Origin of the sequence: Paenibacillus sp. BSR1-1 (genome assembly GCF_030403775.1) — a bacterium.
Lineage (GTDB): Bacteria > Bacillota > Bacilli > Bacillales > Cytobacillaceae > Neobacillus.
In genome coordinates this window covers 107,652-129,150 of the sequence record NZ_JAQMWQ010000016.1, presented here as the reverse complement: position 1 = coordinate 129,150, position 21,499 = coordinate 107,652, and the positions used below count along the sequence as shown (strand labels likewise).

Below are 21,499 nucleotides of genomic sequence, written 5' to 3'. Positions count from 1 at the left end.
TTCACTGACCCTATGAAGATCATTTCTTGATGGATTCTTACCGTAAATGTCTTTAATAAACCGTATGAAGGACATTTCTTACAGCTTTATCACCGAAAATGTCTTTTATAGACCATATGAAGGACATATCTTTCCGATTTTTTACCGAAAATGTCTTTCATAGTTTCAAACATCACAGCAAAAGCGCCCGTTTCCCGAGCGCCTTCGCTTTCCTTAATATTATACTCTTTTAATATGAAAATAAAAGGTCGCTGATTTTATCAGTCAAACGTTTTTCTGTAAAGTAAGCATGCAATAGTTCATTTTCATCTAATCTGCCCTTCTCCCGGCCATCGACTTCCACAATGATCGGGTGCTTGCAGCCTCGCTGGAATTTTTCTAAAACATGGATGAGTAACTCCTCTTCATCCGCTTGGATAGGCTTCAAATTATGCAGGCCGGATTTTTTTCCGTAATAGCGCTCTAATAAGAATCGCATAAAAATATAGCGCCGCTGCTTCCATTCGTGGTACAGCGAGAAAAACAAGAAAGCAATGATGATCCAAACATTGAGATGGGTGGGAGCAGCTGCTATGATCGCGATGGAAAATAGAAGTAAGCTGCCAAACGAGAGCAAAAGCGTAATCCGATGGGCGCTCGGAAATGAATTTTTTAATGATAGCAGCAGGAAAACCAGTTTGCCGCCATCAAGCGGCCAGACTGGGAATAGATTAAACAGAAAAATCATCAGATTATAACTTAAAAAGAGGCTAAATAACTCTTCTGAAATGAGATGAAAGGATAATAGACCGTATGCCAGACCTACCATCCATACATGCTGCAGCGGACCAGCAATGACTACAATGGCCTCCTCTTTTAACGGCCTATTTCCATGCTCATCCATCTCAGCGACCCCGCCAAAGGGCAGCAGGGTAATCTTTTTGATCCTCCATGAAAAAAAAGAAGCTGCAGCAGCATGCCCCATTTCATGGATGAAAATAATCCCAAGGAGTAAACAAACTTCAAGGAAATGCGCTGTAGCAATCGAAAGTGCTATCACAATCCACAACAATGGATGGATATGAACATGACGAAGTAAAAATATCGCTCTATTCAAATCGGATCACCTGAATTGGGTCGATGAAATCATCGCCTTTTTTTATAGCAAAATAATATTTGCCTTTTGTTTTATCTTCACCAGAGGAGGAAGATACGGAACCAACCACCGTTCTTTTTTCAACAAAATCATATAAATTGACCTTAATTGCGTCTAAATTCCCATACCAGGTTTCGGAGCCATCAGAGTGCTGGATGATGACGGTTTTCCCTAAGCCATCTTTCACACCTGTGAAGCGTACGAAGCCATCATTAATCGCTTGAACCCCTGCTCCTTTTTGCGTCTCAATCATGATGCCCTGGCCATTTTTCTTAAAATTCTCAAGGAGTCGCCCGGAAACCTCCACAGCCGATTTGTTTTGAACGACCTCTTTTTTACCAGCTTTATCATTATCGGTAAAAGGAAGTAGGGCTAGCGGTTTGCCAAACTTATCCTCGTACCACTTTGAAACAGTCGCAAATTTAAAGTCCTTGTCCATTGTTTTGACAATTGCATCCCTTGCCGGATCCAGTGAAGCTGTTTGATTACGAAACAGGATAGCTACCACTAAAAACAGGAGAATAGACGCTAAAATTTTAAAGAAAAAGACTTCCTTCTTAAATAAAGGATGCCCTTCGTCTCCATTCGACCCTGAAGAGCTAAAATGATTAAATCCGTATTTATCATCATCATCTCCTGGCCAAGCAATATGCCGGTCTGGACTTTTACCCTGAGTACTTTGAGTCCCTTGTTCTTTTTTTCTTCTGGCGATTCGCCGCCGTATTTCATCCGCTGAAGATCGAGCCATACCCATCAACCCTTTTCCCGCTTTTTGTACAAGTCTATGAGAAGGTATGAAAGAGTATGACTACAAAAAAGCCTGTCCACCAATTTATGTAGACAGGCTTCAATATTTATCGGACTCCAAAGAACTTTTTAAGTTTTGTAAAGACACCCTTGTTTGCTTCTTCAAGCGGCTGAAGCGGGATAGATTCCCCTAGGATTCTTCTTGCAATATTCCGATAAGCAATGGATGCCTTGCTGTTAGGATTTAAAGCAATCGGTTCCCCGTGGTTTGAAGCTTTAATGACTTCTTCATCGTCCGCGACAATTCCAATCAGCTCAATGGATAAATGCTGGGTGACTTCGTCTAAATCGAGCATGTCACCGCTCTTCATCATATGATTACGTATCCGGTTCACGACTAATCTTGGAGACTCCATGCTCTTTTCTTTTTCAAGGAGGCCAATAATCCGGTCGGCATCGCGGACGGCAGAAACTTCAGGGGTCGTGACGACGATGGCTTTATCCGCGCCGGCAATAGCGTTTTTATAGCCTTGTTCGATTCCCGCAGGACAATCAATAATGATATAATCGTAATCCTGCTTTAATTCGGTAATGAGTTCTTTCATTTGCTCCGGCTGAACAGCAGATTTATCAACTGTTTGAGCTGCAGGCAATAAATATAATAACCCATCAAAACGTTTGTCCTTTACTAAAGCTTGATGGATTTTACATCTTTTTTCTACAACATCAACCAAATCATATATAATTCGGTTTTCAAGTCCCATAACGACATCTAAGTTTCGAAGACCGATGTCAGTATCTACTAAGCATACTTTTTTCCCTTGCAGAGCGAGTGCTGTTCCAATGTTCGCAGAGGTTGTTGTCTTGCCTACTCCGCCCTTACCGGATGTAATTACTATTGCTTCTCCCACTTTAATGTCCCCCTTCTATTCTAGTTAAATCAGGCCTTAATTGGATTAAAGCTTGCAATCTATCAATAATAATTTGGCGGTTATCATCTATGTAAGCACATTCCATTTCGCGTTTCTCTACACTTTGAACCGATTCCGGAGTTCGTTCAATACAATCGCTAATTCTCAGCTGTGATGGTTTCATGCTCGAAGCGGCAATAACGGCTTGGTCATTGCCTAAATAGCCTGCATGGGCCACTCCTTTTAATGTACCCATTATAAAAATATTTCCGCCTGCAATTACGGTTCCTCCAGGATTTACGTCTCCAATCAACAGTAAATCACCTGGAACCTCTAACACCTGTCCGGAACGAATAATACGGGACACGGTCACGACCTCTGTTTCTGCCTTTAAGCGGTTGGCCTCTTCTTTCGTAATTACATTTGCTTCAATATTATCAACAACTAAATTCTTTTTTTGCCGAATTAACTCTTTTAATTCTTCCTGTTGAGCCTCTGTTAAATAGCGATTACCGATTTCCACTTTAACAGATATTAAATTACGCTCATCCTGTGTCTGGGTATTGGCAGAAAGCTTTTGGTCTAATTCTTTTTTTAGCTCCTCATAGGAACAGCTATCATCAAGATGAAGGACAAGTCCATCTTTTGTCCCTTTTATTGTAACATTTTGCCGATTTTTCATGGAGATTTTTTCACCTCATAATTAAAAAAACAATTTCGGAATAGATATATTGATCTACTCCGAATCAAAGTGCCGATTCTTCTTTATAAAATTCGACACGAACTGTCTATTCTCCTCTTTTTTAAAAAAATCATTCATCTCTCAATGCATCGGCATACTTTTCAAAGCGTCTCTTTAATGGATATCCAAAAATCAACACAAAAATCGCATTTAAGATTAGCGTTGGATAAAAACGTAAATTTAAAAATCCCATAAAATCGAGATCGGTCACATGAATAAGAAAGTTCATTTCATAAACCCCAATTTCTAATAACGCAATGGCAAAAAGTGAAACGAGGAAGGCAATAATGATATTTGCCTGCATGATATGCATGATTTTTGTAACAAGGTAACAGATAAAGGGAAAAAGAAAAAAGTATATCCCGATAATTTCAACATAAACAATATCAAATATCATCCCAAAAATGGCGGCATAGATGATTCCTTGTTTTTTGCCAGTAAAAATCGTTAAAAAAACAATTGCCGTAAATAAAAAATGGGGAACGATGACTTTCCCGCCGAAAGAGTTGCCAGGAAAAAATTGAACAAAAAGGCTTTCGGCTAGAAAAAGAAACAAAAACAAAAGAGGAAGAAGGAATTTTTTCATAGATCCTTCTCCTTCTCATTTTCCATATCCGTAATTTCAGGCTGTGTCATTAACCGTTTAATGACAATAACGTTTTCAATATCATAAAAGTCCGCTCCGGGTTTTATTAAAGCCGTTTGATTTAGCCCATACTGATCAGGTTTAACCTCGACAACCTTCCCAACGACCAAACCTTCTGGGAAAACACCGCCCTTACCTGAAGTAATGACATTTTGGCCTTTTTCTACTTTAACTCCAGCTGGGATGCTTTTTACTAACAGTAATTTCTTTTTATCATCGAAGCCTTGAACAAATCCATAAATACTTGTTTCCCCTTGGATGGTGACGGAAATCCGATTCTTAGGATCCATTGCACTCAAGAGCTGCACAGTGGAGCTGAATTGGTTGACCGTTTTTACCTTGCCAATCAAACCTTTGGCGGTAACGACCGCCATATTTTTTTTGATGCCGTTTAGATTTCCTTTATCGATAATAATCATTTCATGCCAACGATCAGGGTTTCTGCCAATAACAGTAGCTGGTAATGGTTTAAAATCTCTCAGGGTCCTTTTTTCACCGAGAATGTCACGCAATTCCTTATTGTCTTTCTTCAGCTCCTGGTTTTCTGCTTCAAGGCTGACAAGATCTTCAATCCGCGATTTAAGTTCTTTATTCTCTTCATATGTATTTTGCAAATCCTGGAGATTTTCAAAAAAGCCGCCAACGAAATTGGCAGGCTTTGAAACCAGGGATTGAACCCAGCCGGTTGTGTCCTTCACAAATTGTTCCGGCCAGGATAGTTTGCTTCTCTCCCTTAAAGAAAACCCAATCAATGCCACGAGAACAATGATGCTGACAAGCAAAATGATCAGTCGTTTATTCAAAAAGAACTGTGGCATGATTATACACCTCTATTTTTCTATATTATTTCGCTTTATTTTTAAATAAGTGAATATGGTCTAATGCTTTTCCTGTTCCGATTGCCACGCAATCAAGCGGATTTTCAGCAATTAATACCGGCATTTTTGTTTCTTCACTGATAACCCGGTCCAAATTACGAAGCAAGGCACCGCCGCCCGTTAGGACGATTCCACGGTCCATAATGTCCGCTGCAAGCTCCGGCGGAGTTTTTTCAAGTGTGTTTTTCACCGCTTCGACAATGGCAAAAACCGTATCATTTAAGGCTGTCGCAATTTCTTTTGCAGTAATTTCGATTGTTTTTGGAAGACCTGTTAATAAATCGCGGCCACGAATTTCCATATTATCAATGCCTTCAGGGATGCCGGCAGAACCGATTTCCATTTTGATTGTTTCCGCCGTACGGTCCCCAATCATTAAATTATAATTTTTGCGGATGTAGGAAATAATTGCTTCGTCCATTTCATCACCGGCAATGCGGATTGATTGGCTTGTAACAATACCGCCTAAAGAAATAATTGCAACTTCTGTGGTTCCCCCGCCGATATCGACCACCATGCTGCCGGTTGGCTCCCAAACAGGAAGATTAGCCCCGATTGCTGCAGCAAACGGTTCTTCAATTGTGTAAGCGTCTTTGGCACCTGCTTGTCTTGTGGCGTCAATTACAGCTCTTTCTTCTACTGCTGTGATTCCAGACGGTACACATACCATGACATATGGCTTACCAGAGAAAACACTTTTACTTTTTTGAGCATGACGGATGTGGTACTTCATCATCGTTGCTGTCGTTTCAAAATCGGCAATGACACCGTCCTTCATTGGTCTTGTTGCGACAACATTACCAGGTGTCCGTCCAATCATATTCTTCGCGTCATTCCCAACGGCAACGATGCTTTTTGTATCGGTCTGCAAGGCCACAACCGATGGCTCACGAAGGACAATTCCTTTTCCTTTTACATAGACAAGGGTATTGGCAGTCCCCAAATCAATTCCTAAATCTCTTGTTCCAATTCCAAACATAATTATGTAGCTCCCTTTCTGATACGAAATGCAAAAATTCCCTAGGCAGGTAATCACCTTTTATATCATGTCTTTTTTCTTATTTTTTATATTGCTAGGTCAAAAGCAGTCCTAAAAAATCATAACTAATATTATAGCGTGACGTCAAATAAAAACATAGTGTTATAAATATCCTTTTTCCTTCAAGCTGACAAACTTATTTTCACCAATGATGAGATGATCGAGGAGGTCGATGCCTAGAATTTTTCCACATTCCACTAGTCTCTTCGTGACCTCTATGTCCTCTCGGCTGGGAGTGGGGTCTCCGGAAGGATGATTGTGCAGCGCAATAACAGAGGCTGCTGACCTCTTTAAGGCTTCGCGAAAGACTTCCCTTGGATGGACTATGCTAGCATTTAAGCTTCCGATAAAAATGGTTTGTTTATGAATGACCTGGTTTTTCGTATTTAAATAAAGGCAGACAAAATGCTCCTGCGACAAAAAGCGCATATCGTTCATAACATACTTTGCTCCGTCCTCAGGGGAGCGGATGACGTATCGATCATTAAAGGACAGATTGGATATTCTTCTGCCAATTTCAACAGCAGCGAGAATTTGAATCGCCTTGGCTGAACCAATTCCTTTGATTTCGGTAATTTCTTCTAAAGTAGCAGATTTTAACAGCCTAAGCCCTTCAAAATGGGTTAACAAGCGATTTGACAATTGCAGCACGGATTCATCCTTGGTTCCGGTTCTAAGCAGGATGGCAATCAATTCATGATTCGATAAGCTTTGCGGGCCATGATTGATAAAACGCTCTCTCGGCCGTTCGTCTTGAGGGAAATCACGGATCATTAATGTATTTGTGGACACTTTTTTTCCTCCCTTATGATTGGGAGTTAAAGAACTTTTAAAAAAATTAATACGGCAACTGGTAGCCTAACCGCTGCAATTCTCTTACCGTTCTTGCAACGGGAAGACCGACAACCGCAAAATAGTCTCCATGTATTTTTTTGACAAGCATACTTCCAAGCTGTTGAATGCCATATGCACCTGCTTTATCAAACGGTTCACCGCTTTTCACATATGACCGTATTTCTTCATCCGTTAACTCCCAAAACCAAACTTCTGTTTTTTCGAAAAAACGGGTCGAACTTGTTGGAGACAGTATTGATACACCTGTAAACACTTCATGCTTTCTTCCAGAAAGGCTTTGTAACATACTATTGGCTTCTGCTTCATCAGCGGGCTTACCTAAGATTCGATTATTCGCGACCACGACCGTGTCTGAGCCAATCACAAAGGAATCAGGGTTCTCTGTAAAAATGACCTGAGCCTTTCGTTCGGCTAACTCCATCACGACTTCCTCTGGAGAAAGCGATGGGTCGAAGCTTTCATCAACTTCACTGCTTGAGATCGCGAATGTTAACTGGAGAGTTTCTAGAAGTTCTTTTCGCCGTGGAGAAGAAGAGGCTAAAATGAGGTTTTGCATTTGATCACCTTACCCTTTGCATTTGTATAGGGAGATACAAGTTAATCGTATCAGAAATTTTAGATGCAAACAATTTTAATATCCTTAAAGTTTGATGAATTTTGTAAAATTATGCAGAAATAATCATTTTATGGAAGAATCGAGGACATTAAAAAGCCTGCCCTCGATTGGCAGGCTAAATAATATTATTCATTTCCCGGAAAATACCGAAGTTTGTCAGATACTGACTTACATAGCAGTGTATTGAGACAAGAAGTTTAATAGATGCTGCTGTGCTTCGGTTAAACTTTTTGCATTTTTAGACTTTTGATATGCTTTGATCTTTTCTTCCGCACTTGTTAATTCCGTCTTTAGGTTTTTAATCTTCTCATTTTTAATGCCGCTGGCTTTTAATTGTTCTTCAATGCCAGCCAGAGATTTCGCTGACTCTGCAGGTATCGTTTTTGTGACGAGAGCACTTGATGTTGCTCCAGCCAAAGTTTGATAGATAGATGGAAGTTCTTCAATAAAGGACTTTTCTTTATCGGTTACATTGGAAACCTTCTTTTCATCCAGCAATAACGGTTTTGCAAATACTTCATCTACTCCATTTTCTTTATACTGGTTTCCTAAAGCTTTAGCCGTTTCAATTGAATCTGCTAAGCCTAAAAGCAGATAGAACTTACCATTTAATTCAACCGTTTGTGACGGGACACTTTTCTTTTCTAAATCATTTGCGATTTCTTGGGTGCCCGCTTTGGAAGAAAATACTCCTCCTTGAACAACATAGGTTGTTAATTGCTCAATGACTGAAGAGGTAGCTTTTCCTTCTGACACCGTTTTTTCAGTTCCCGTTTCATTAACAACTGGTTGAGTAGTCGGAACCTTGTCACCTTGTTCAGTTATGACAAGCTTCAACATGAAAAAGCCAATTGTCGTTCCTATTAAAACGGCGAAAAATGCAGAGATTAATATGGAACTTAAGGGCCTGCCATTTTTCTTCTTGAAGTTAGTTGTAAGGGATGGCAGGTTTTTGTGGCTTGTTGTTTTCGGGTTTGTATTATTGGTAAATTTGAATTCCTCAATTTCATTTTCAACCGATTCCGGAATGATCCAATCAAAGCTCTCATCAACGGACTCCTGTGCGGCAGCAGTTTCAATCATTCCTTCCGATTCCGGCAGTTCTCTATCTATTTTTATTACTTTGGAATAGGGTTCAATGTTTGTTTCAATGTTTGTTTCAATGTTTGTTTCAATATCTTGTTTTTGGGGTTCTTCCTGAAATGACTGATTTTCTCCATTTAACTTTATCGTGATCGTATTGCCTTTTTTAGGCTTGTCCACTCTACGTTCTCCCTTCTCTACCGATAGATAATTAGTTTCATCCTATCATAGGGGCAAAAAAAAATAACAAGACTTTTGTCGTCTTGTTATCGTAGAGTTTCGCCAAATTATTGGTTCATTCGCTAAGTTGTTCATTAAGGCTGAGTTGCTGCCGTTGCCGGAAATTGGGTTAATGGATTATCTTTCCCCGCCGGTGCCGGTGCATCGATTTTAGGCAGCTGTGCTGCAAGGTCAGTTAATGTTGGCATGTAGAACGCAGAAACGGTAAGCGAATAGGTTATCGGTTTTTTCTCTTGACTAAGACTGGTAACCTCTTCTTCGCCTGTATAATTGATTGCCTCGACTACCACAATTCGTGGCAATGATTCCAATGTTTCGATGAATTTTTCTAAATCTGTATAGGTTTGTGATTCAACCTGAAGCTGAACAGTAATCTTTTTGAGACCGTTTGGAACAGTTGCTGCAGCTTGCTGTTGGGTTGCAGCTTGATTGCCAGTCCCTTGAGCGGTCGTCGTTTGATTTTGTGCATCCTGATTTTGAGTACCCTTATTTGTGGCCGTCTGATTTTGTGAAGCCCCTTGACTTGTGCCAGAATTCGCTGTAGCAGCCTCAGCAGCTGGCGGCGTCACATCTGCATCCTTTGTGAAACTCATAGTTTTAATTTGACTATTAGAAACTGTTTCAGCTTTTTCAAGATCTAATAGTACTTGTTCCTGAAGCGGCATAACAGGCAGCTGCTTTTGCAGTTCGCTTGTATTTTCAGGGTCTGTCTTTTGGAAATCTGTCTTTTTCTTAGACATCATATCTAACAATTTTTTATCAGTCTGTAATTCTTGCTGCTTCAATGCTAAATCTGATTTCAAAGGTGTGAGCGAAAGGAACTGGGCATAGACGAATACTAGTATGATTAATAGAGATCCTCCACCCACTATTATTTTGTCTAGTTTTGATAGGCGGGACTTCATGAGCCTGTCCCCCCTTCAGCCTTCTTCTTGCTCAAATCCGTTTTGATGACATCTTTATTAAACTTAATTTCAAATTGACCAAGATACCTTGGAAGAATATTTTTATCAGGTTGGGCAGTTTTGACGGTGGCTGCAGTACCTGAATTGGTCGCGGTATTCGTTGTTGTACTAGCAGTGGTACTTGTTGTATTAGTTTGACCTGCAGCAGTTGTACTCTGATTAGTAGTTGCTGCAGTGTTTGTATTCGCTGTATTTTGAGTAGCAGTTGTAGCTGTGTTTTGGCTGCTAGTATTAGTTGCAGTATTTTGACCAGTAGTTGGTGCCGTTGCTGCAGTCGTTTCCTTTTTCTCGACAGCACTTAAGGAGTTAAGGCTGGCATCGGTAATCCATGCAGATTCTTTCAAGTTCTCTAGAAAATAAGCAGCCTCTCTTGCGCTGTCAAATTGCACACTAAGTGTTACCGTCCCTGCCTCTGTATAGGCAAAGGATTGAATAAACCCGCGTTCTGGCAATAGAGTTGTCAGATGTCTCATTACCGGGATGGTTTGAATTGGATAGTTTTTTACCCATTCAACAGCAGATTTTAATAGTCCTGCCGAAGATGCCACTTGTGCTTGATTGGCATTTTGCTGTTGCGTTTCAGCAAGTTTCTTTGCCGTTGCAATTTGACTATCAACAGCTTCCACATCACTTTTAACGGATTGAATCTGCCAGAAATAAACTCCGCCAATGAGAACTAATGCCGCAACGATGGATGATAAATAGATAATATTGAATTTTTTGGGCTCTTTTTGAGGAAGCAGGTTAATTTCTACTAGCATCATTGCACCTCTTTTAAAGCAAGACCTAATGGCAGTAATAGATGATTCGGTACACTAACCGGTTTACTGGTTGCTTCCTTTTCGAAATTGATTAGTTCCACAGGAACTTCAAATCTTTCTTTCATTTCATCAAAAATAGCCATCAGCATGGGATGGTCGCCATTCAATAAAAACTTGGTAACATCCTGCTTTTCACTATTAAGTGAATAACGATAAAAATCCAATAACTTGTTAATTTCCTTAAAAATATCCTCAAACTGGACAACCAATTCTTCCGGCTCCCCCGTAAATTTGCAAACCATTAATCCTAATGTATCCCGGGTAATTTCCCATTTATCGAAATCAAATGGCAATGCGAAATGACGCATGACTAACGGCACCGTTTCATCAAAGATGCATAAATTGACGCTGGTCAGATCGAATTGGACAGTGAAAAGAACTTCATCTGAGCTTGCCTGCCCTAATTGGTAGTACAAACGATATAAGGAAAGCGGAGATATGTCAGCCGCAACTGGATTTAATTTGAGGCTGTTGAGTAAATCAACATACTCCATTACATTCTGTTCCGGAGCAGCAAATAATAATAAATCCTTTGTTTTGCCGTTATCCGGAAGAGAGTAATAGTCAAATACAGGTTCCTCGAAAGGTAAATGTATACTAGAACCCAGCTCTAAATAAAGATACCCCTTAATCTCATCTTCCTGCACATCTGCAGGAATTGAGACTTTCCGTATAATGACCAGTGGATCTGGAACTATAAAACGAATCGAACGTCGGCGAATTTTCCATTCGTCAATACATTCCTCAAGAATGCTTGAGAGTGAATCAATGTCGACAATTTTTCCATCCGTAATGATTCCAGGCGGCAAAAAGCGCTCATTCCACCTTTGCGGTAGAGGGGGATTCGCTTGTTTCAATTCCAGAAAGCGAATCGAGTGATCATTTATTACTAGGTTGATTATTCGATTTTTAGTAGAAAAGAGGGAAAATGCCATATCATGAACCCCTTATAAAAAAATTCCTATAAAAGAATTTGAAAGTATAAATCTATTAGATCCAAACCCCAAAAGTAGGCAGTCAGTGTACCGGCTGCAATGAATGGGCCGAATGGAATCGGTTCGCGTTTTTTTACGATTTTAAATAGCTGGGCTAATCCGCCTATAACAGCTCCGTAAAGTGTAGAAAGGAAAAAAGATAATAAGACCAGTTTAAATCCTAATACGAGTCCGAGCAGAGCATAGAGTTTCACATCGCCGAAGCCCATACCGCCTTTGCTGACGATCATAATGGTTAATAGTAATAAAAACCCAGTGACAGCACCGAGCGCACTATCCCACCATGGGTCTAAAGGCATAATAATTCGTTCCAATAAAAAAATCCCTGCAAACCAAATTAAAATTTTATCAGGGATGATCATATAATGAATATCGGATACGATGATAATCATAAACATTGAAATTAACGTTAAAGCAACGAATAATTCTCCAGACCATCCAACCAAGTATGGTGCCGCTGCAAACAAGATTCCTGTCAGCAGTTCAAAAAATGGATAGATAGGAGAAATCCGCGACTGACAGCCGCGGCATTTCCCCTTTTGTAGCATATAAGATAAAACCGGAATTAGTTCTAATGGTGTAAGCTGATGTCCGCAAGTTGGACATGCTGATCTTGGTTTTACGATTGATTTCTTTAATGGGACTCGTAGGCCGACTACGTTGAAGAAGGAGCCAAAGAGTAAGCCATAAATAAAAAGTAAAATACTAATCATTACTTAGCTGCGTTAATAAGTGCTTGTTCCGTTTTTCCAGTAGAATCATTCGAATCTTCATGTAATACATACGTTAAAACTCCAGATGCATCATTACCATAAGTTACATAAAATTGTCCAGTTCTATCAACTCGATCAAGATAATCCATAAGTTGAGTTCTAGTTAGATTACTATCTGCATCTTTTGGTTCGTTGGCAACATACATCCTTGCAGCATTTATAATTTGTACACCTTCTTGTGCCTTTGCTTTAGCATCTGATTTACTAATAACGTTCGAAATAGCAGGAATTGCAATTGCTGCTATAATCCCTAAAATTACGATAACTGCAAGTAATTCAATCAGGGTAAAACCTTTTTGTTCCTTCATTTTTAATTTTAACGCTTGTACCATTTTTCGCTCTCCCTCTGGTTCTATAAACCTAGTAATATTTCTCTATGAGTATACAATAAATGACAGTGTTCGAAAAGAGTTTTTTATCAATTTTTGTCTCAAAATTTGGATTTTTGCATAAATAATGTGAAAATTTGTATTTCTTAGCTCATTTGGTCGAACATCGAGAACATTGGCATCATTATAGATAGGACTATTACCCCTACAATTCCTGCTAAAAAGACAATCATGATTGGCTCGATCAGGGATTTTAGCCTATCCGTTCCTGCTTCGACCTCTTTTTCATAGAATTCAGCAATCTTTGAAAGCATTGCGTCTAATGCCCCAGTTCCTTCCCCAATGGATATCATTTGTGTTACAAGAGGAGGAAAGGCCCAGTGATCATTCATTGGCTCTGTCATTGAACGACCTTTCTCAAGAGAATCTCTTGATTCACGAATGACCTTGGAAATGACTTCATTTTCTACTACCTTTTCTACAATGGCCATTGATTGCAGGATCGGAACAGAGCTCGAAAAAAGAGTGCTAAGTGTTCTCATCATTCTTGCTAATTGTGCTTTTTGCATCATTTTTCCGAAGATAGGCATCCTTAAGAGTGCATAATCTAAATAGTATTTTGTTTGCTTATTTTTTTTCATAAACGTAAAAACTAGATAAATAGCTATGAATAAAAGTAAAACAATCCACCAAAATGACTTCATAAATTCGCTGGATGATAAGACAAACTTCGTTATTGCTGGCAACTCAGCATTCATGTCTTTAAACATCGTAACAAATTTGGGGACTACCCCAACTAATAAGAAGATAACTGCCATGATGGCAATAATACCAATTACAAGAGGATAAGTAAGTGCTGAAACAACCTTTTGCCTTGTGTGATGCTGTTTTTCAAAATCTTCAGCAAGGCGCTCAAGTGTCTCATCCATATTACCACTTACTTCTCCTGCCTTAACCATGTTAACAAACATAGAATTAAATACCTTCTTATGCTTGGAAACAGACTCCGAAAAGGGGTTTCCTTCACGTAGTTCTTGCTCCACATCTAGTAAAATTCTTTTTAGTGCTTTACTTTCAGTTTGGGCAGCAAGTACAGATGTTGCTTCAACAATGGTAACCCCTGCTTTTAGTAGTGTAGCAAATTGCCTAATATAAATAACAAAATCCTGAAGCTTAACCAGATTACCAATCGTTAATTCCATCGTCATAAGGGTTTCAGGGACTTCCTTCATTTCAACAACACGAACGCCATCTTCTTTTAGCTTCATCATCGCTTCTCGTCTAGAAGCCGCTGTTACAGTGCCCTGCTTTTTCCCACGCTTGTCTCGGCCAGAATATTTAAACCTAGGCATCTTGCATCATCTTTTCGTGGAGATATTTTGTTGCTGCTTCTTTTTCAATCAAATTGCGGTCAAGCAAGTCTCGGATACTCATTTCAAGTGTATGCATTCCCTGGGCACGAGATGTTTGCATTGTACTTGAAATTTGGTGAATTTTTTCACTTCGGATAAGATTGGCAATGGCCGGATTGTTAACTAAAATCTCAGTTGCTGCCTTTCGACCTTTTTTATCGGCAGTGGGAAATAAACGCTGTGAAATAACTCCTACTAATACCGATGCCAGCTGAACCCGAATTTGAGGCTGCTGCGCCGGCGGAAATACGTCGATGATCCGGTTAATAGTTGACGGGGCACTAGATGTATGAAGGGTACCTAGCACTAAATGCCCAGTTTCCGCTGCTGTAATGGCAATCCCAATCGTTTCTAGGTCACGCATTTCCCCAACAAGAATAACATCTGGGTCTTGACGAAGTGCCCCTTTTAAACCATTGGCATAGGATTTCGTATCAAAACCAACCTCACGCTGGTCAATGATTGAATTTCCATGTTTATGAAGGTACTCGATTGGGTCTTCAAGTGTGATGATATGCTTACGCATGGTCCGGTTCATATAATCAATCATTGACGCAAGGGTGGTTGATTTACCACTTCCTGTCGGGCCCGTAACAAGGATAAGCCCCTGTGGCTTATCCATTAGCTTTGGAACGATTTCCGGTAAATCTAACTCTTCAATCGTTGGTGTTTTTGACGCTACCACACGAAGAGCTAAGGAGACACTTTTCCGTTGATGATAGGCATTAACACGGAAACGTGAAACGCCAGGAATACCATAAGAAAAATCCAGCTCTCCCTTTTCTTTAAACAGGTCATACATGTTTTCAGGGACAATTGCTTTTGCAATCGCTTCTGTATCAACAGGCAAAAGCATGTCCTTCCCATAACGCTTAATATCACCATTGATACGAAATACAGGGGGAACCCCTACTGTTAAATGGATATCGGATGCTTTAAATTCTAGTGCGGCACGTAAAATATTATCGATTCTTTCTTTCATCTGTTCGAACTCCTACTCCAGAATAGCTACACGTAATACTTCTTCTGTGGTTGTTAAGCCTTGTTTTACTTTTAATAAACCATCATCAATCAAAAAGATGGTTTTGTTTTTAATTGCATGTTCTTTCAGCTTTTGAAAGGAATTATCATTCATAATAACTCGACGCATGTCGTCATTAAGCACTAATACTTCATGGAGAGCTACCCTTCCTTTATAACCAGTCATATTGCAAGAAGGACATCCTTTTCCTCGCAAAACCTTTTCAATCTTCAGCCCGCGTCTTGCAAAAATATCTTTTTCTCTCAATGAAGGTTCTTGAACTTCTGCACAATCCTTACATACCTTTCGAACCAACCGCTGGGCAACAATCCCGCTTAATGAGGAAGCAATTAGAAATGGTTCTACACCCATATCAACCAGACGTGTTACGGTCCCTAAAGAATCATTGGTGTGCAAAGTACTTAAGACTAAATGCCCAGTTAAAGAGGCACGGATCGCAATTTCCGCTGTTTCTTTATCTCGAATCTCTCCGACCATGATGATATTTGGATCCTGACGTAGGATAGAACGAAGACCTGCTGCAAATGTCATCCCAACATTGGTATTGACCTGAATCTGATTAATGCCTTCTAATTGGTACTCAACCGGGTCTTCTATCGTGATGATATTAACTTCTTCACTGTTCAGCTTATTTAGGGCAGCATACAGAGTAGAGGATTTCCCAGAACCCGTTGGTCCAGTTATAAGTACAATTCCAGTCGGCTGCTCAATCATTTCATTGAACCTTTTAAAATTCAAAGTATTAAAGCCAATCTTATTGATATCATTTAAAGCAGCACCCATATCTAAGATACGCATTACAATTTTTTCGCCGTACACGGTCGGCAATGTAGAAACACGAAGATCGATAGGATGAAAATCAAGATGCAATTTAATCCGGCCATCTTGAGGAATCCGGTGTTCGGTAATATCGAGATTTGACATAATTTTAATCCTGGCTGTTAACACACTTAGCATTTGGCGAGGTAATACACGGTCAGTCCTTAGCACGCCATCTACTCTGTATCGGACAACAATTTTCGTTTCCTGCGGGTCAATATGAATATCGCTGGCTTTTTGAATAACTGCATTATTAAGTATTTGATTTACCAGACGAACGATCGGTGAGTCTTGGTTCGTAACATCTTCATCCCTGCCGCGCTCACTTGTTGAAAAGTCATCGAAGAGCTCCTCTAAACCCTCATCATCGTCATAATATTTATTAATCGTTCGTAATATATCGTCTTTTGTTGAAATCGCTGTTTCAATTTGAAAACCAGTCGATAATCGCAAATCATCAATGATGATAAAATCCATCGGATTAACCATAGCAACAAACAGCTTGTTTCCTTCTTTTTTAAGAGGAACAATTAAATTCCGTTTTGCTGTATCCTTCGAAATAATCGAAAAGAGATTCGTATCAAATGGATATTGAAAAAGATTTACATGCGGAATACCAAGCTGGCGTTCAAGCACTTCTGCCAATTGTTGATCGGTTATATATCCCTTTTGCAGCAATACTTCACCAAGTTTTTGGTTGGATCCTTTTTCATCCAAAGCAGATTCTAATTGTTCAACGGTGATGATTCCTTCTTCTAACAATAAATCACCAAGTCGTGTTCTAGTTTGCTTCTTTTTATTTAACTCAACACTATTTTGGCTGTTCATTCGGCTTCCCCCAAAGGTTATCAACATCAGAATCTGGTTGTGTTGTGTCAGATGTTGAAGTAGTTTGACTTCCATCAGGATTCGTTTGAGTAGCAGTATTCACTGTACTGTTAGTTTGGCTGGCAGCAGTTGTAGCCCCCTGAAGTGTTCCACTTAAAGCATGAACTTCAACACGATAAATTGGCGGGTAATATTCCTCAGATATAAGTTCACTTTTTTGGTATTGTTCACCTTGGTATATATCCCGGTAAACTTTTACGGAAATTCCATCAGCCCCTGCAGCTTTAACCATGGTTTTACCAGCTTTTAATAGCGGACTATATTGAACAATTGTTTTTGGCTTTAATTGCTGTTGGTCTTTTTTAGTAATCTTATAATTATAAAGTAGCTTCTCACCCTTAAGGCTTACTTTTAAAGTATTGTTTTCTAGTGTTAACAGTAAAGTATAGGCAGATTTATTAGGATTGGTAAAGACTAAATCCGTCTTCTGTGCAGGGCTAACTCTTGCCTCAAATCCGAGTTCTGCATAGGCAGGGATTGTACTGCTAATATTTCGATCAACTATTGTAAAATTCGTTGGCAGAATAGTTTGGTATAATCCTGTAGCCAGCACACTAAGCGCTTCGGAATTCTCAATTTTGTGATTTTCAGCAAAATCCAAAAGGGAGAAAGTAGCTCCTTCGGCAATTTTGATTTCAGGATTTTTCTTCACGATTGTCTGAAGTTGTGCTGGGATATCTGTTAATTTAAGTGATGTTTCACTTACGACAAAATCCTTTTTAGCTCCAAGCGAATAATCATTATAAAGATTGAAAGTAAAAGAGTCTGTTTGAAAGTTAGAAGCAGTTGATTCTATATTCGTTTTCAGTTTACTTAAGTCAAATTCTTTACTATTCAGCTGCGGGAAAAGAATATGAAGCTGATCCTCAACATCAGATGGGTTTAACTTAATATAAACTGGGTTATTCTGACCGTCCTTAATGGAATTAACCGTTGTTTCTGTGTCCAAGCTTAAAAGGTTTACGTCAAAAGGAACACTCAGCTCACTATATTGCAATTCAAACTTTGCAGCTTTTAGCCATTCGACATATTTATCTTCGAGCAAATTAGATGCTTCACTACCCGTTTTTCCGGAAACATCTAAACTTCCAATTGTCGTTCCATCTGAATATTTTCCATCTGCGTTTCCTAATTTTTCGAAAGCCTGTGCTCCAAAGTGTGAAAAACTAAATATAAACGCTGTACCCAAAAAAAGTACGACAAAAAGCTTAATAAATTGTTGGTTTTTCCTCATCCATATTCCCCCTTTCTTTCAAATTACTTTTGCAATTGGACAGTTTTTTTCGAACGGCTTTTCTCGTGATCTTCTTCAATTGTGGCTGCCGTTTCTTTCATTGCAAAAAATAACTCTTCTAAGTCGTTTTCATCATCAAAAAGGATATTTTCCTCTTTTGACTTATCCTTATTAATTTCCTCGGGTAAATCGTCTTCTTGGAAAGTAGTCGGTACAATTGTTTCTTCGAGTAATAAACTTTCAATATCCGCTAAATAACCCTCTTCCGGTTCGATATCCTTACTAGTTTCAACTAATTGTATTTCAGGCTGCTCATCCAGAAACGAAACTTCTTCAACTTCTATATCCGCTAATTCATCATTTTCTTCTAGCATTTGAGGCTGCAATTCATGAGAGTCTTCATAAATATTTTCAATTTTTTCTGTTGAAGGGGCAGTGATTTCGATTTCACCTAAATCAATCATGTCTAAATCTGTAGAATTTTCTGGTTGTTTAACAATGTCAAATGATTCAGGACTTTCGTCTTTGTAATCATCTTCCATAGAATCTATTTCTTGACTATAAAAAACGGCAGCAAGACGGCTGTTCATGATATATGCTGTAACTAAGATTAATAAAAAAATCATTAATGCCGACTGCCATAATGGGAAAGAAGTAACTGCTCCAAGACCTCCAAGGGCCAATATAAAACTAGCTAAAACCAAATAAATCTTCCCTCTTAACGTGAAACCAATAGGTAAAAAAGCTATAATTAACATCAAAACCAGCATGGCTCCAAAGGCCCAAACAATCATTCCCATCCCTTTTCTCCCTTTCTATTCACCTTACTTTTATACTATTAAACTACAAATTATTTGAAATAATCCTAGATTTAATTATTTTATACAAAAATTAGACAAAATTCGCCTACTAAATATTGTATAATATTTTCATGTAGTTTAAAAGATGGAAAACTTTTATAGGTATTAATTACTGAAATTTGTTAAATTTTATCTTGTAAATTTGTTAAAATGATTCTATTAAACTAATCTTTTATCCCAAGAAGGGAAGGAATTTAGGTGGAATTGTCGAAAAATGAAAAGGGATTAACATTAATTGAGGTTCTTATTTCGATTGTTATTTTATCAATGATCCTATTGACAACTATGAGTTTTTTCCCACAAATGGGTTTGATGAATAACCAAAATAAAGTAAAAACACAAGGGATTAACACAGCAAAAGAACTACTACTTAAGTGGCAAAATGACAGTGACAGATTGAATTTATTCTTTAAAAATCCTAATGCATCAATAATAGCTGAATACAAACCAATTACCGGGAAGGATTATTATAATTTTGAAACTGTTGAAGGTGATTTTTTCGTTAATATTCAAATTAAGATAAATCCTAGTAAAGAATCCAAGATTTATAACGCACATCAAATTTTTATTAAACTATATAAAAATAATAAAAGAGATATTGCCGTAAGTGAAACATACGGTTATGTAAAAGTTAGGAGATGAAGTAGTTGAAACATGACGAACGTGGCTTAACACTTGTGGAAGTTTTAGCTACTTTAACAATTTTTTCAATAGTCAGTTTAATTATTTGGAGTATCTTTTTTCAGGGTTTTAATTTTTCTCAAAAATCTGTTTCCGAAAACTTTATGATTCAAGAAACAAACATTCTCATTGCTAATTTAACTAAAATCCATCAAACATCCAGTGAGTATCAAATCCTTAGTACTGGAGTTAATAATTGTGAAATTACCGTTAGCTCTAAAAAAAAGGATGTTATTCAGCCCAATAAAATTTTTAATCATTCAGAAATATGTTTTGAATTTGTTCTGAGTATTAAAAATAAAGCAATCGGTTCTGATCCTAATAAAATCGTTCCAAATGAGAATGATGTCTCTATAACTCTAACTGCTAGTGATAAACATAATCCCAATAATAAAGTTACTATGAAGTCCTATCTTTATAAATTAAAGGGGGTTGGTTATTAATGAAAAATAGAAAAAATGAACAAGGCTATGCACTAGTAACCGTACTTGTAATCATAACATTATTTGCTACTTTATTTCTTGCATTTATGGGACATTCGCTAAATAGCGTAAAACAAAATCAAGTAGTTGAGAAATCATCACAATCCGTAGCATTAGCTGAAATGGGCGTTTCTTATTACGATGTTGCAATTCAAGATATCTTTGAAAAATTAAAAGATGAAATTAAAGTTAAAGTGGAGAATAAGGAATTAACTACCCAAACAGCGGTAATCGATTACCTGAAATTAGCTTTAAAGGAACGGATTAAAAATATTGTGCCTCCATCCTCTGTAGGTGATGATGCATCCTTCACCATTGAAAAAAGTGACGATAAAATCACGGTTACTTCAGTGGGAAATAAATTGAAAATCAATTTAAACGTTATAGGTACAAAAAAAGATGATCCTACAAACCTTAGCGTAGAAATGGTCATTAACAACCTATCTGATATTAAAATTAACACTACCACAAATACAGCTACGGAAATAGTATTTGGCCAGGTTACAAGACCAGATATTATTAATCCAAATTGCAATAACCCACAATCTTTGAATTTAAGTCAAGGTAATGGTAACAATGGCAATGGTAATAATGGCAATAGCAATATGAATCAAATTTGTTCAGACGTATTAATTGATCAATCCAATTCAACTAACGGAACTAGAAGCTATTCTGGGAATAATGATATAGATGTTTCGAAAATTTACTCTACAATTGGTTTAGTTTTTACAGGCAACATTAATAATAGAAGCTCTTTAATGATTTATGCTGATTCTCTTAATTCAGAGAAGAATTTTAATAATGGAAATTCACTATCTATAGAGACTAAACATAATTTCACGATTGGGAGCAATGTTCAAAATACTGATCATGTCAATTTATTTATAGGAGGACTAATAAATATCAATGGTCACCTTGATTTAAGCAATAGTACCAATGTTTATATTCGTGGGACAAGAACAGCTAATGAAATTTCAAATAATACCATCTCTACAATTTCTGGACATTTGAAGATTGATTCTACCTCTAAAATGTGTATAAATGGAGATATTAAAGTTACGAATGGATTAGATATTTATCAGGATCGTTTAATTATTAAGGGAAAAGTTGTTGATAACAATGGAACCCAGATTAATGACAGCAAAATAAAGTATGTTACTGATTCAACTGATAAACAATGGCTTCAGCAACAATGTCTAAATACATTTGAAGTTTCTACGGCAACTACCTCTAATACTATTGAATGGGGAAATATTACAAATTCAATGGTTAATGATGTTATTTACCCTTAATTTTAAGGATGGAT

The 21,499-nt window shown here is 38.1% G+C and carries 23 protein-coding genes; 3 read left to right on the top strand and 20 right to left on the bottom strand.

Annotated elements, in window-relative coordinates:
• Positions 1–229 precede the first annotated feature (229 nt).
• The 20 genes from PH210_RS20275 to PH210_RS20180 all read right to left on the bottom strand — a co-directional run bounded on the left by PH210_RS20275 (position 230) and on the right by PH210_RS20180 (position 18,970).
• Positions 230–1,096, bottom strand: a complete 867-nt coding sequence (locus PH210_RS20275; RefSeq protein WP_289987996.1) for a M50 family metallopeptidase — start codon at positions 1,094–1,096, stop codon at positions 230–232.
• The gene (locus tag PH210_RS20270) at positions 1,089–1,883 is read right to left on the bottom strand and encodes a M23 family metallopeptidase (protein WP_289987995.1); all 795 of its coding nucleotides are present in this window, start codon (positions 1,881–1,883) and stop codon (positions 1,089–1,091) included. The genes PH210_RS20275 and PH210_RS20270 overlap by 8 nt, the downstream gene beginning before the upstream one ends.
• 106 nt (positions 1,884–1,989) lie before the next feature.
• Complete coding sequence (gene minD / locus PH210_RS20265; protein ID WP_289987994.1) at positions 1,990–2,793, bottom strand: septum site-determining protein MinD; 804 nt, start codon at positions 2,791–2,793, stop codon at positions 1,990–1,992.
• A gap of 1 nt (position 2,794) precedes the next feature.
• A complete protein-coding gene (gene minC / locus PH210_RS20260; RefSeq protein ID WP_289987993.1) occupies positions 2,795–3,475 on the bottom strand; it encodes a septum site-determining protein MinC in 681 nt (226 codons plus the stop codon).
• A 130-nt stretch (positions 3,476–3,605) separates the two neighbouring features.
• On the bottom strand, positions 3,606–4,121 hold the full coding sequence (mreD, locus tag PH210_RS20255; RefSeq protein WP_289987992.1) for a rod shape-determining protein MreD: 516 nt from the start codon (positions 4,119–4,121) through the stop codon (positions 3,606–3,608).
• On the bottom strand, positions 4,118–4,999 hold the full coding sequence (gene mreC / locus PH210_RS20250) for a rod shape-determining protein MreC (protein ID WP_289987991.1): 882 nt from the start codon (positions 4,997–4,999) through the stop codon (positions 4,118–4,120). Before mreC ends, mreD begins: the two co-directional genes overlap by 4 nt.
• 25 nt (positions 5,000–5,024) lie before the next feature.
• On the bottom strand, positions 5,025–6,038 hold the full coding sequence (locus PH210_RS20245) for a rod shape-determining protein (RefSeq protein ID WP_289987990.1): 1,014 nt from the start codon (positions 6,036–6,038) through the stop codon (positions 5,025–5,027).
• 162 nt (positions 6,039–6,200) lie between these two features.
• Positions 6,201–6,890 (bottom strand): RadC family protein, encoded by a 690-nt coding sequence (gene radC, locus PH210_RS20240; RefSeq protein WP_289987989.1) that lies wholly within the window; start codon positions 6,888–6,890, stop codon positions 6,201–6,203.
• Between the two features lie 46 nt (positions 6,891–6,936).
• The gene (locus tag PH210_RS20235; RefSeq protein ID WP_289987988.1) at positions 6,937–7,509 is read right to left on the bottom strand and encodes a Maf family protein; all 573 of its coding nucleotides are present in this window, start codon (positions 7,507–7,509) and stop codon (positions 6,937–6,939) included.
• Positions 7,510–7,737: 228 nt separating this feature from the next.
• Entirely contained in the window at positions 7,738–8,832 is a 1,095-nt protein-coding gene (locus PH210_RS20230) for a hypothetical protein (RefSeq protein WP_289987987.1), read from the bottom strand.
• 134 nt (positions 8,833–8,966) lie between these two features.
• The gene (locus PH210_RS20225) at positions 8,967–9,797 is read right to left on the bottom strand and encodes a type 4a pilus biogenesis protein PilO (RefSeq protein ID WP_289987986.1); all 831 of its coding nucleotides are present in this window, start codon (positions 9,795–9,797) and stop codon (positions 8,967–8,969) included.
• Positions 9,794–10,618 carry a PilN domain-containing protein gene (locus PH210_RS20220; protein ID WP_289987985.1) on the bottom strand — a complete coding sequence of 275 codons (825 nt, stop codon included), beginning with the start codon at positions 10,616–10,618 and terminating at the stop codon, positions 9,794–9,796. Before PH210_RS20220 ends, PH210_RS20225 begins: the two co-directional genes overlap by 4 nt.
• Positions 10,618–11,613, bottom strand: coding sequence for a type IV pilus biogenesis protein PilM (gene pilM, locus PH210_RS20215; protein WP_289987984.1), 996 nt, complete (start codon positions 11,611–11,613; stop codon positions 10,618–10,620). Before pilM ends, PH210_RS20220 begins: the two co-directional genes overlap by 1 nt.
• Positions 11,614–11,639: 26 nt before the next feature.
• Entirely contained in the window at positions 11,640–12,386 is a 747-nt protein-coding gene (locus tag PH210_RS20210; RefSeq protein WP_289987983.1) for a prepilin peptidase, read from the bottom strand.
• The gene (locus tag PH210_RS20205) at positions 12,386–12,778 is read right to left on the bottom strand and encodes a prepilin-type N-terminal cleavage/methylation domain-containing protein (RefSeq protein WP_289987982.1); all 393 of its coding nucleotides are present in this window, start codon (positions 12,776–12,778) and stop codon (positions 12,386–12,388) included. Before PH210_RS20205 ends, PH210_RS20210 begins: the two co-directional genes overlap by 1 nt.
• Positions 12,779–12,921: 143 nt before the next feature.
• Positions 12,922–14,127, bottom strand: a complete 1,206-nt coding sequence (locus PH210_RS20200) for a type II secretion system F family protein (RefSeq protein WP_289987981.1) — start codon at positions 14,125–14,127, stop codon at positions 12,922–12,924.
• Entirely contained in the window at positions 14,120–15,169 is a 1,050-nt protein-coding gene (locus tag PH210_RS20195; protein WP_289987980.1) for a type IV pilus twitching motility protein PilT, read from the bottom strand. Before PH210_RS20195 ends, PH210_RS20200 begins: the two co-directional genes overlap by 8 nt.
• A 12-nt stretch (positions 15,170–15,181) precedes the next feature.
• Positions 15,182–16,876, bottom strand: a complete 1,695-nt coding sequence (locus PH210_RS20190; protein WP_289987979.1) for a GspE/PulE family protein — start codon at positions 16,874–16,876, stop codon at positions 15,182–15,184.
• Entirely contained in the window at positions 16,860–18,170 is a 1,311-nt protein-coding gene (locus tag PH210_RS20185; RefSeq protein ID WP_289987978.1) for a G5 domain-containing protein, read from the bottom strand. The genes PH210_RS20190 and PH210_RS20185 overlap by 17 nt, the downstream gene beginning before the upstream one ends.
• Positions 18,171–18,193: 23 nt before the next feature.
• Positions 18,194–18,970 (bottom strand): hypothetical protein, encoded by a 777-nt coding sequence (locus PH210_RS20180; protein WP_289987977.1) that lies wholly within the window; start codon positions 18,968–18,970, stop codon positions 18,194–18,196.
• Between the two features lie 258 nt (positions 18,971–19,228).
• Here PH210_RS20180 and PH210_RS20175 point away from each other — a divergent pair, with 258 nt between their 5' ends.
• Genes PH210_RS20175 through PH210_RS20165 form a run of 3 tightly spaced genes read left to right on the top strand, consistent with a single transcriptional unit; the run spans position 19,229 to position 21,485 of the window.
• Positions 19,229–19,672 carry a type IV pilus modification PilV family protein gene (locus PH210_RS20175; protein WP_289987976.1) on the top strand — a complete coding sequence of 148 codons (444 nt, stop codon included), beginning with the start codon at positions 19,229–19,231 and terminating at the stop codon, positions 19,670–19,672.
• A gap of 5 nt (positions 19,673–19,677) precedes the next feature.
• On the top strand, positions 19,678–20,154 hold the full coding sequence (locus PH210_RS20170) for a prepilin-type N-terminal cleavage/methylation domain-containing protein (protein ID WP_289987975.1): 477 nt from the start codon (positions 19,678–19,680) through the stop codon (positions 20,152–20,154).
• Positions 20,154–21,485, top strand: coding sequence for a hypothetical protein (locus PH210_RS20165; protein WP_289987974.1), 1,332 nt, complete (start codon positions 20,154–20,156; stop codon positions 21,483–21,485). The genes PH210_RS20170 and PH210_RS20165 overlap by 1 nt, the downstream gene beginning before the upstream one ends.
• The last annotated feature ends 14 nt before the right edge of the window (positions 21,486–21,499 follow it).

Bases quoted from the DNA above. Each gene is read 5' to 3' on its own strand.
- PH210_RS20185 (WP_289987978.1), bottom strand. From the start codon at position 18,170: ATGAGGAAAAACCAACAATTTATTAAGCTTTTTGTCGTACTTTTTTTG.
- PH210_RS20165 (WP_289987974.1), top strand. From the start codon at position 20,154: ATGAAAAATAGAAAAAATGAACAAGGCTATGCACTAGTAACCGTACTT.
- PH210_RS20235 (WP_289987988.1), bottom strand. From the start codon at position 7,509: ATGCAAAACCTCATTTTAGCCTCTTCTTCTCCACGGCGAAAAGAACTT.
- PH210_RS20205 (WP_289987982.1), bottom strand. From the start codon at position 12,778: ATGGTACAAGCGTTAAAATTAAAAATGAAGGAACAAAAAGGTTTTACC.
- PH210_RS20190 (WP_289987979.1), bottom strand. From the start codon at position 16,876: ATGAACAGCCAAAATAGTGTTGAGTTAAATAAAAAGAAGCAAACTAGA.
- mreD (WP_289987992.1), bottom strand. From the start codon at position 4,121: ATGAAAAAATTCCTTCTTCCTCTTTTGTTTTTGTTTCTTTTTCTAGCC.
- PH210_RS20270 (WP_289987995.1), bottom strand. From the start codon at position 1,883: ATGGCTCGATCTTCAGCGGATGAAATACGGCGGCGAATCGCCAGAAGA.
- PH210_RS20245 (WP_289987990.1), bottom strand. From the start codon at position 6,038: ATGTTTGGAATTGGAACAAGAGATTTAGGAATTGATTTGGGGACTGCC.
- minC (WP_289987993.1), bottom strand. From the start codon at position 3,475: ATGAAAAATCGGCAAAATGTTACAATAAAAGGGACAAAAGATGGACTT.
- PH210_RS20200 (WP_289987981.1), bottom strand. From the start codon at position 14,127: ATGCCTAGGTTTAAATATTCTGGCCGAGACAAGCGTGGGAAAAAGCAG.
- mreC (WP_289987991.1), bottom strand. From the start codon at position 4,999: ATGCCACAGTTCTTTTTGAATAAACGACTGATCATTTTGCTTGTCAGC.
- PH210_RS20220 (WP_289987985.1), bottom strand. From the start codon at position 10,618: ATGCTAGTAGAAATTAACCTGCTTCCTCAAAAAGAGCCCAAAAAATTC.
- pilM (WP_289987984.1), bottom strand. From the start codon at position 11,613: ATGGCATTTTCCCTCTTTTCTACTAAAAATCGAATAATCAACCTAGTA.
- PH210_RS20180 (WP_289987977.1), bottom strand. From the start codon at position 18,970: ATGGGAATGATTGTTTGGGCCTTTGGAGCCATGCTGGTTTTGATGTTA.
- PH210_RS20210 (WP_289987983.1), bottom strand. From the start codon at position 12,386: ATGATTAGTATTTTACTTTTTATTTATGGCTTACTCTTTGGCTCCTTC.
- PH210_RS20225 (WP_289987986.1), bottom strand. From the start codon at position 9,797: ATGAAGTCCCGCCTATCAAAACTAGACAAAATAATAGTGGGTGGAGGA.
- PH210_RS20195 (WP_289987980.1), bottom strand. From the start codon at position 15,169: ATGAAAGAAAGAATCGATAATATTTTACGTGCCGCACTAGAATTTAAA.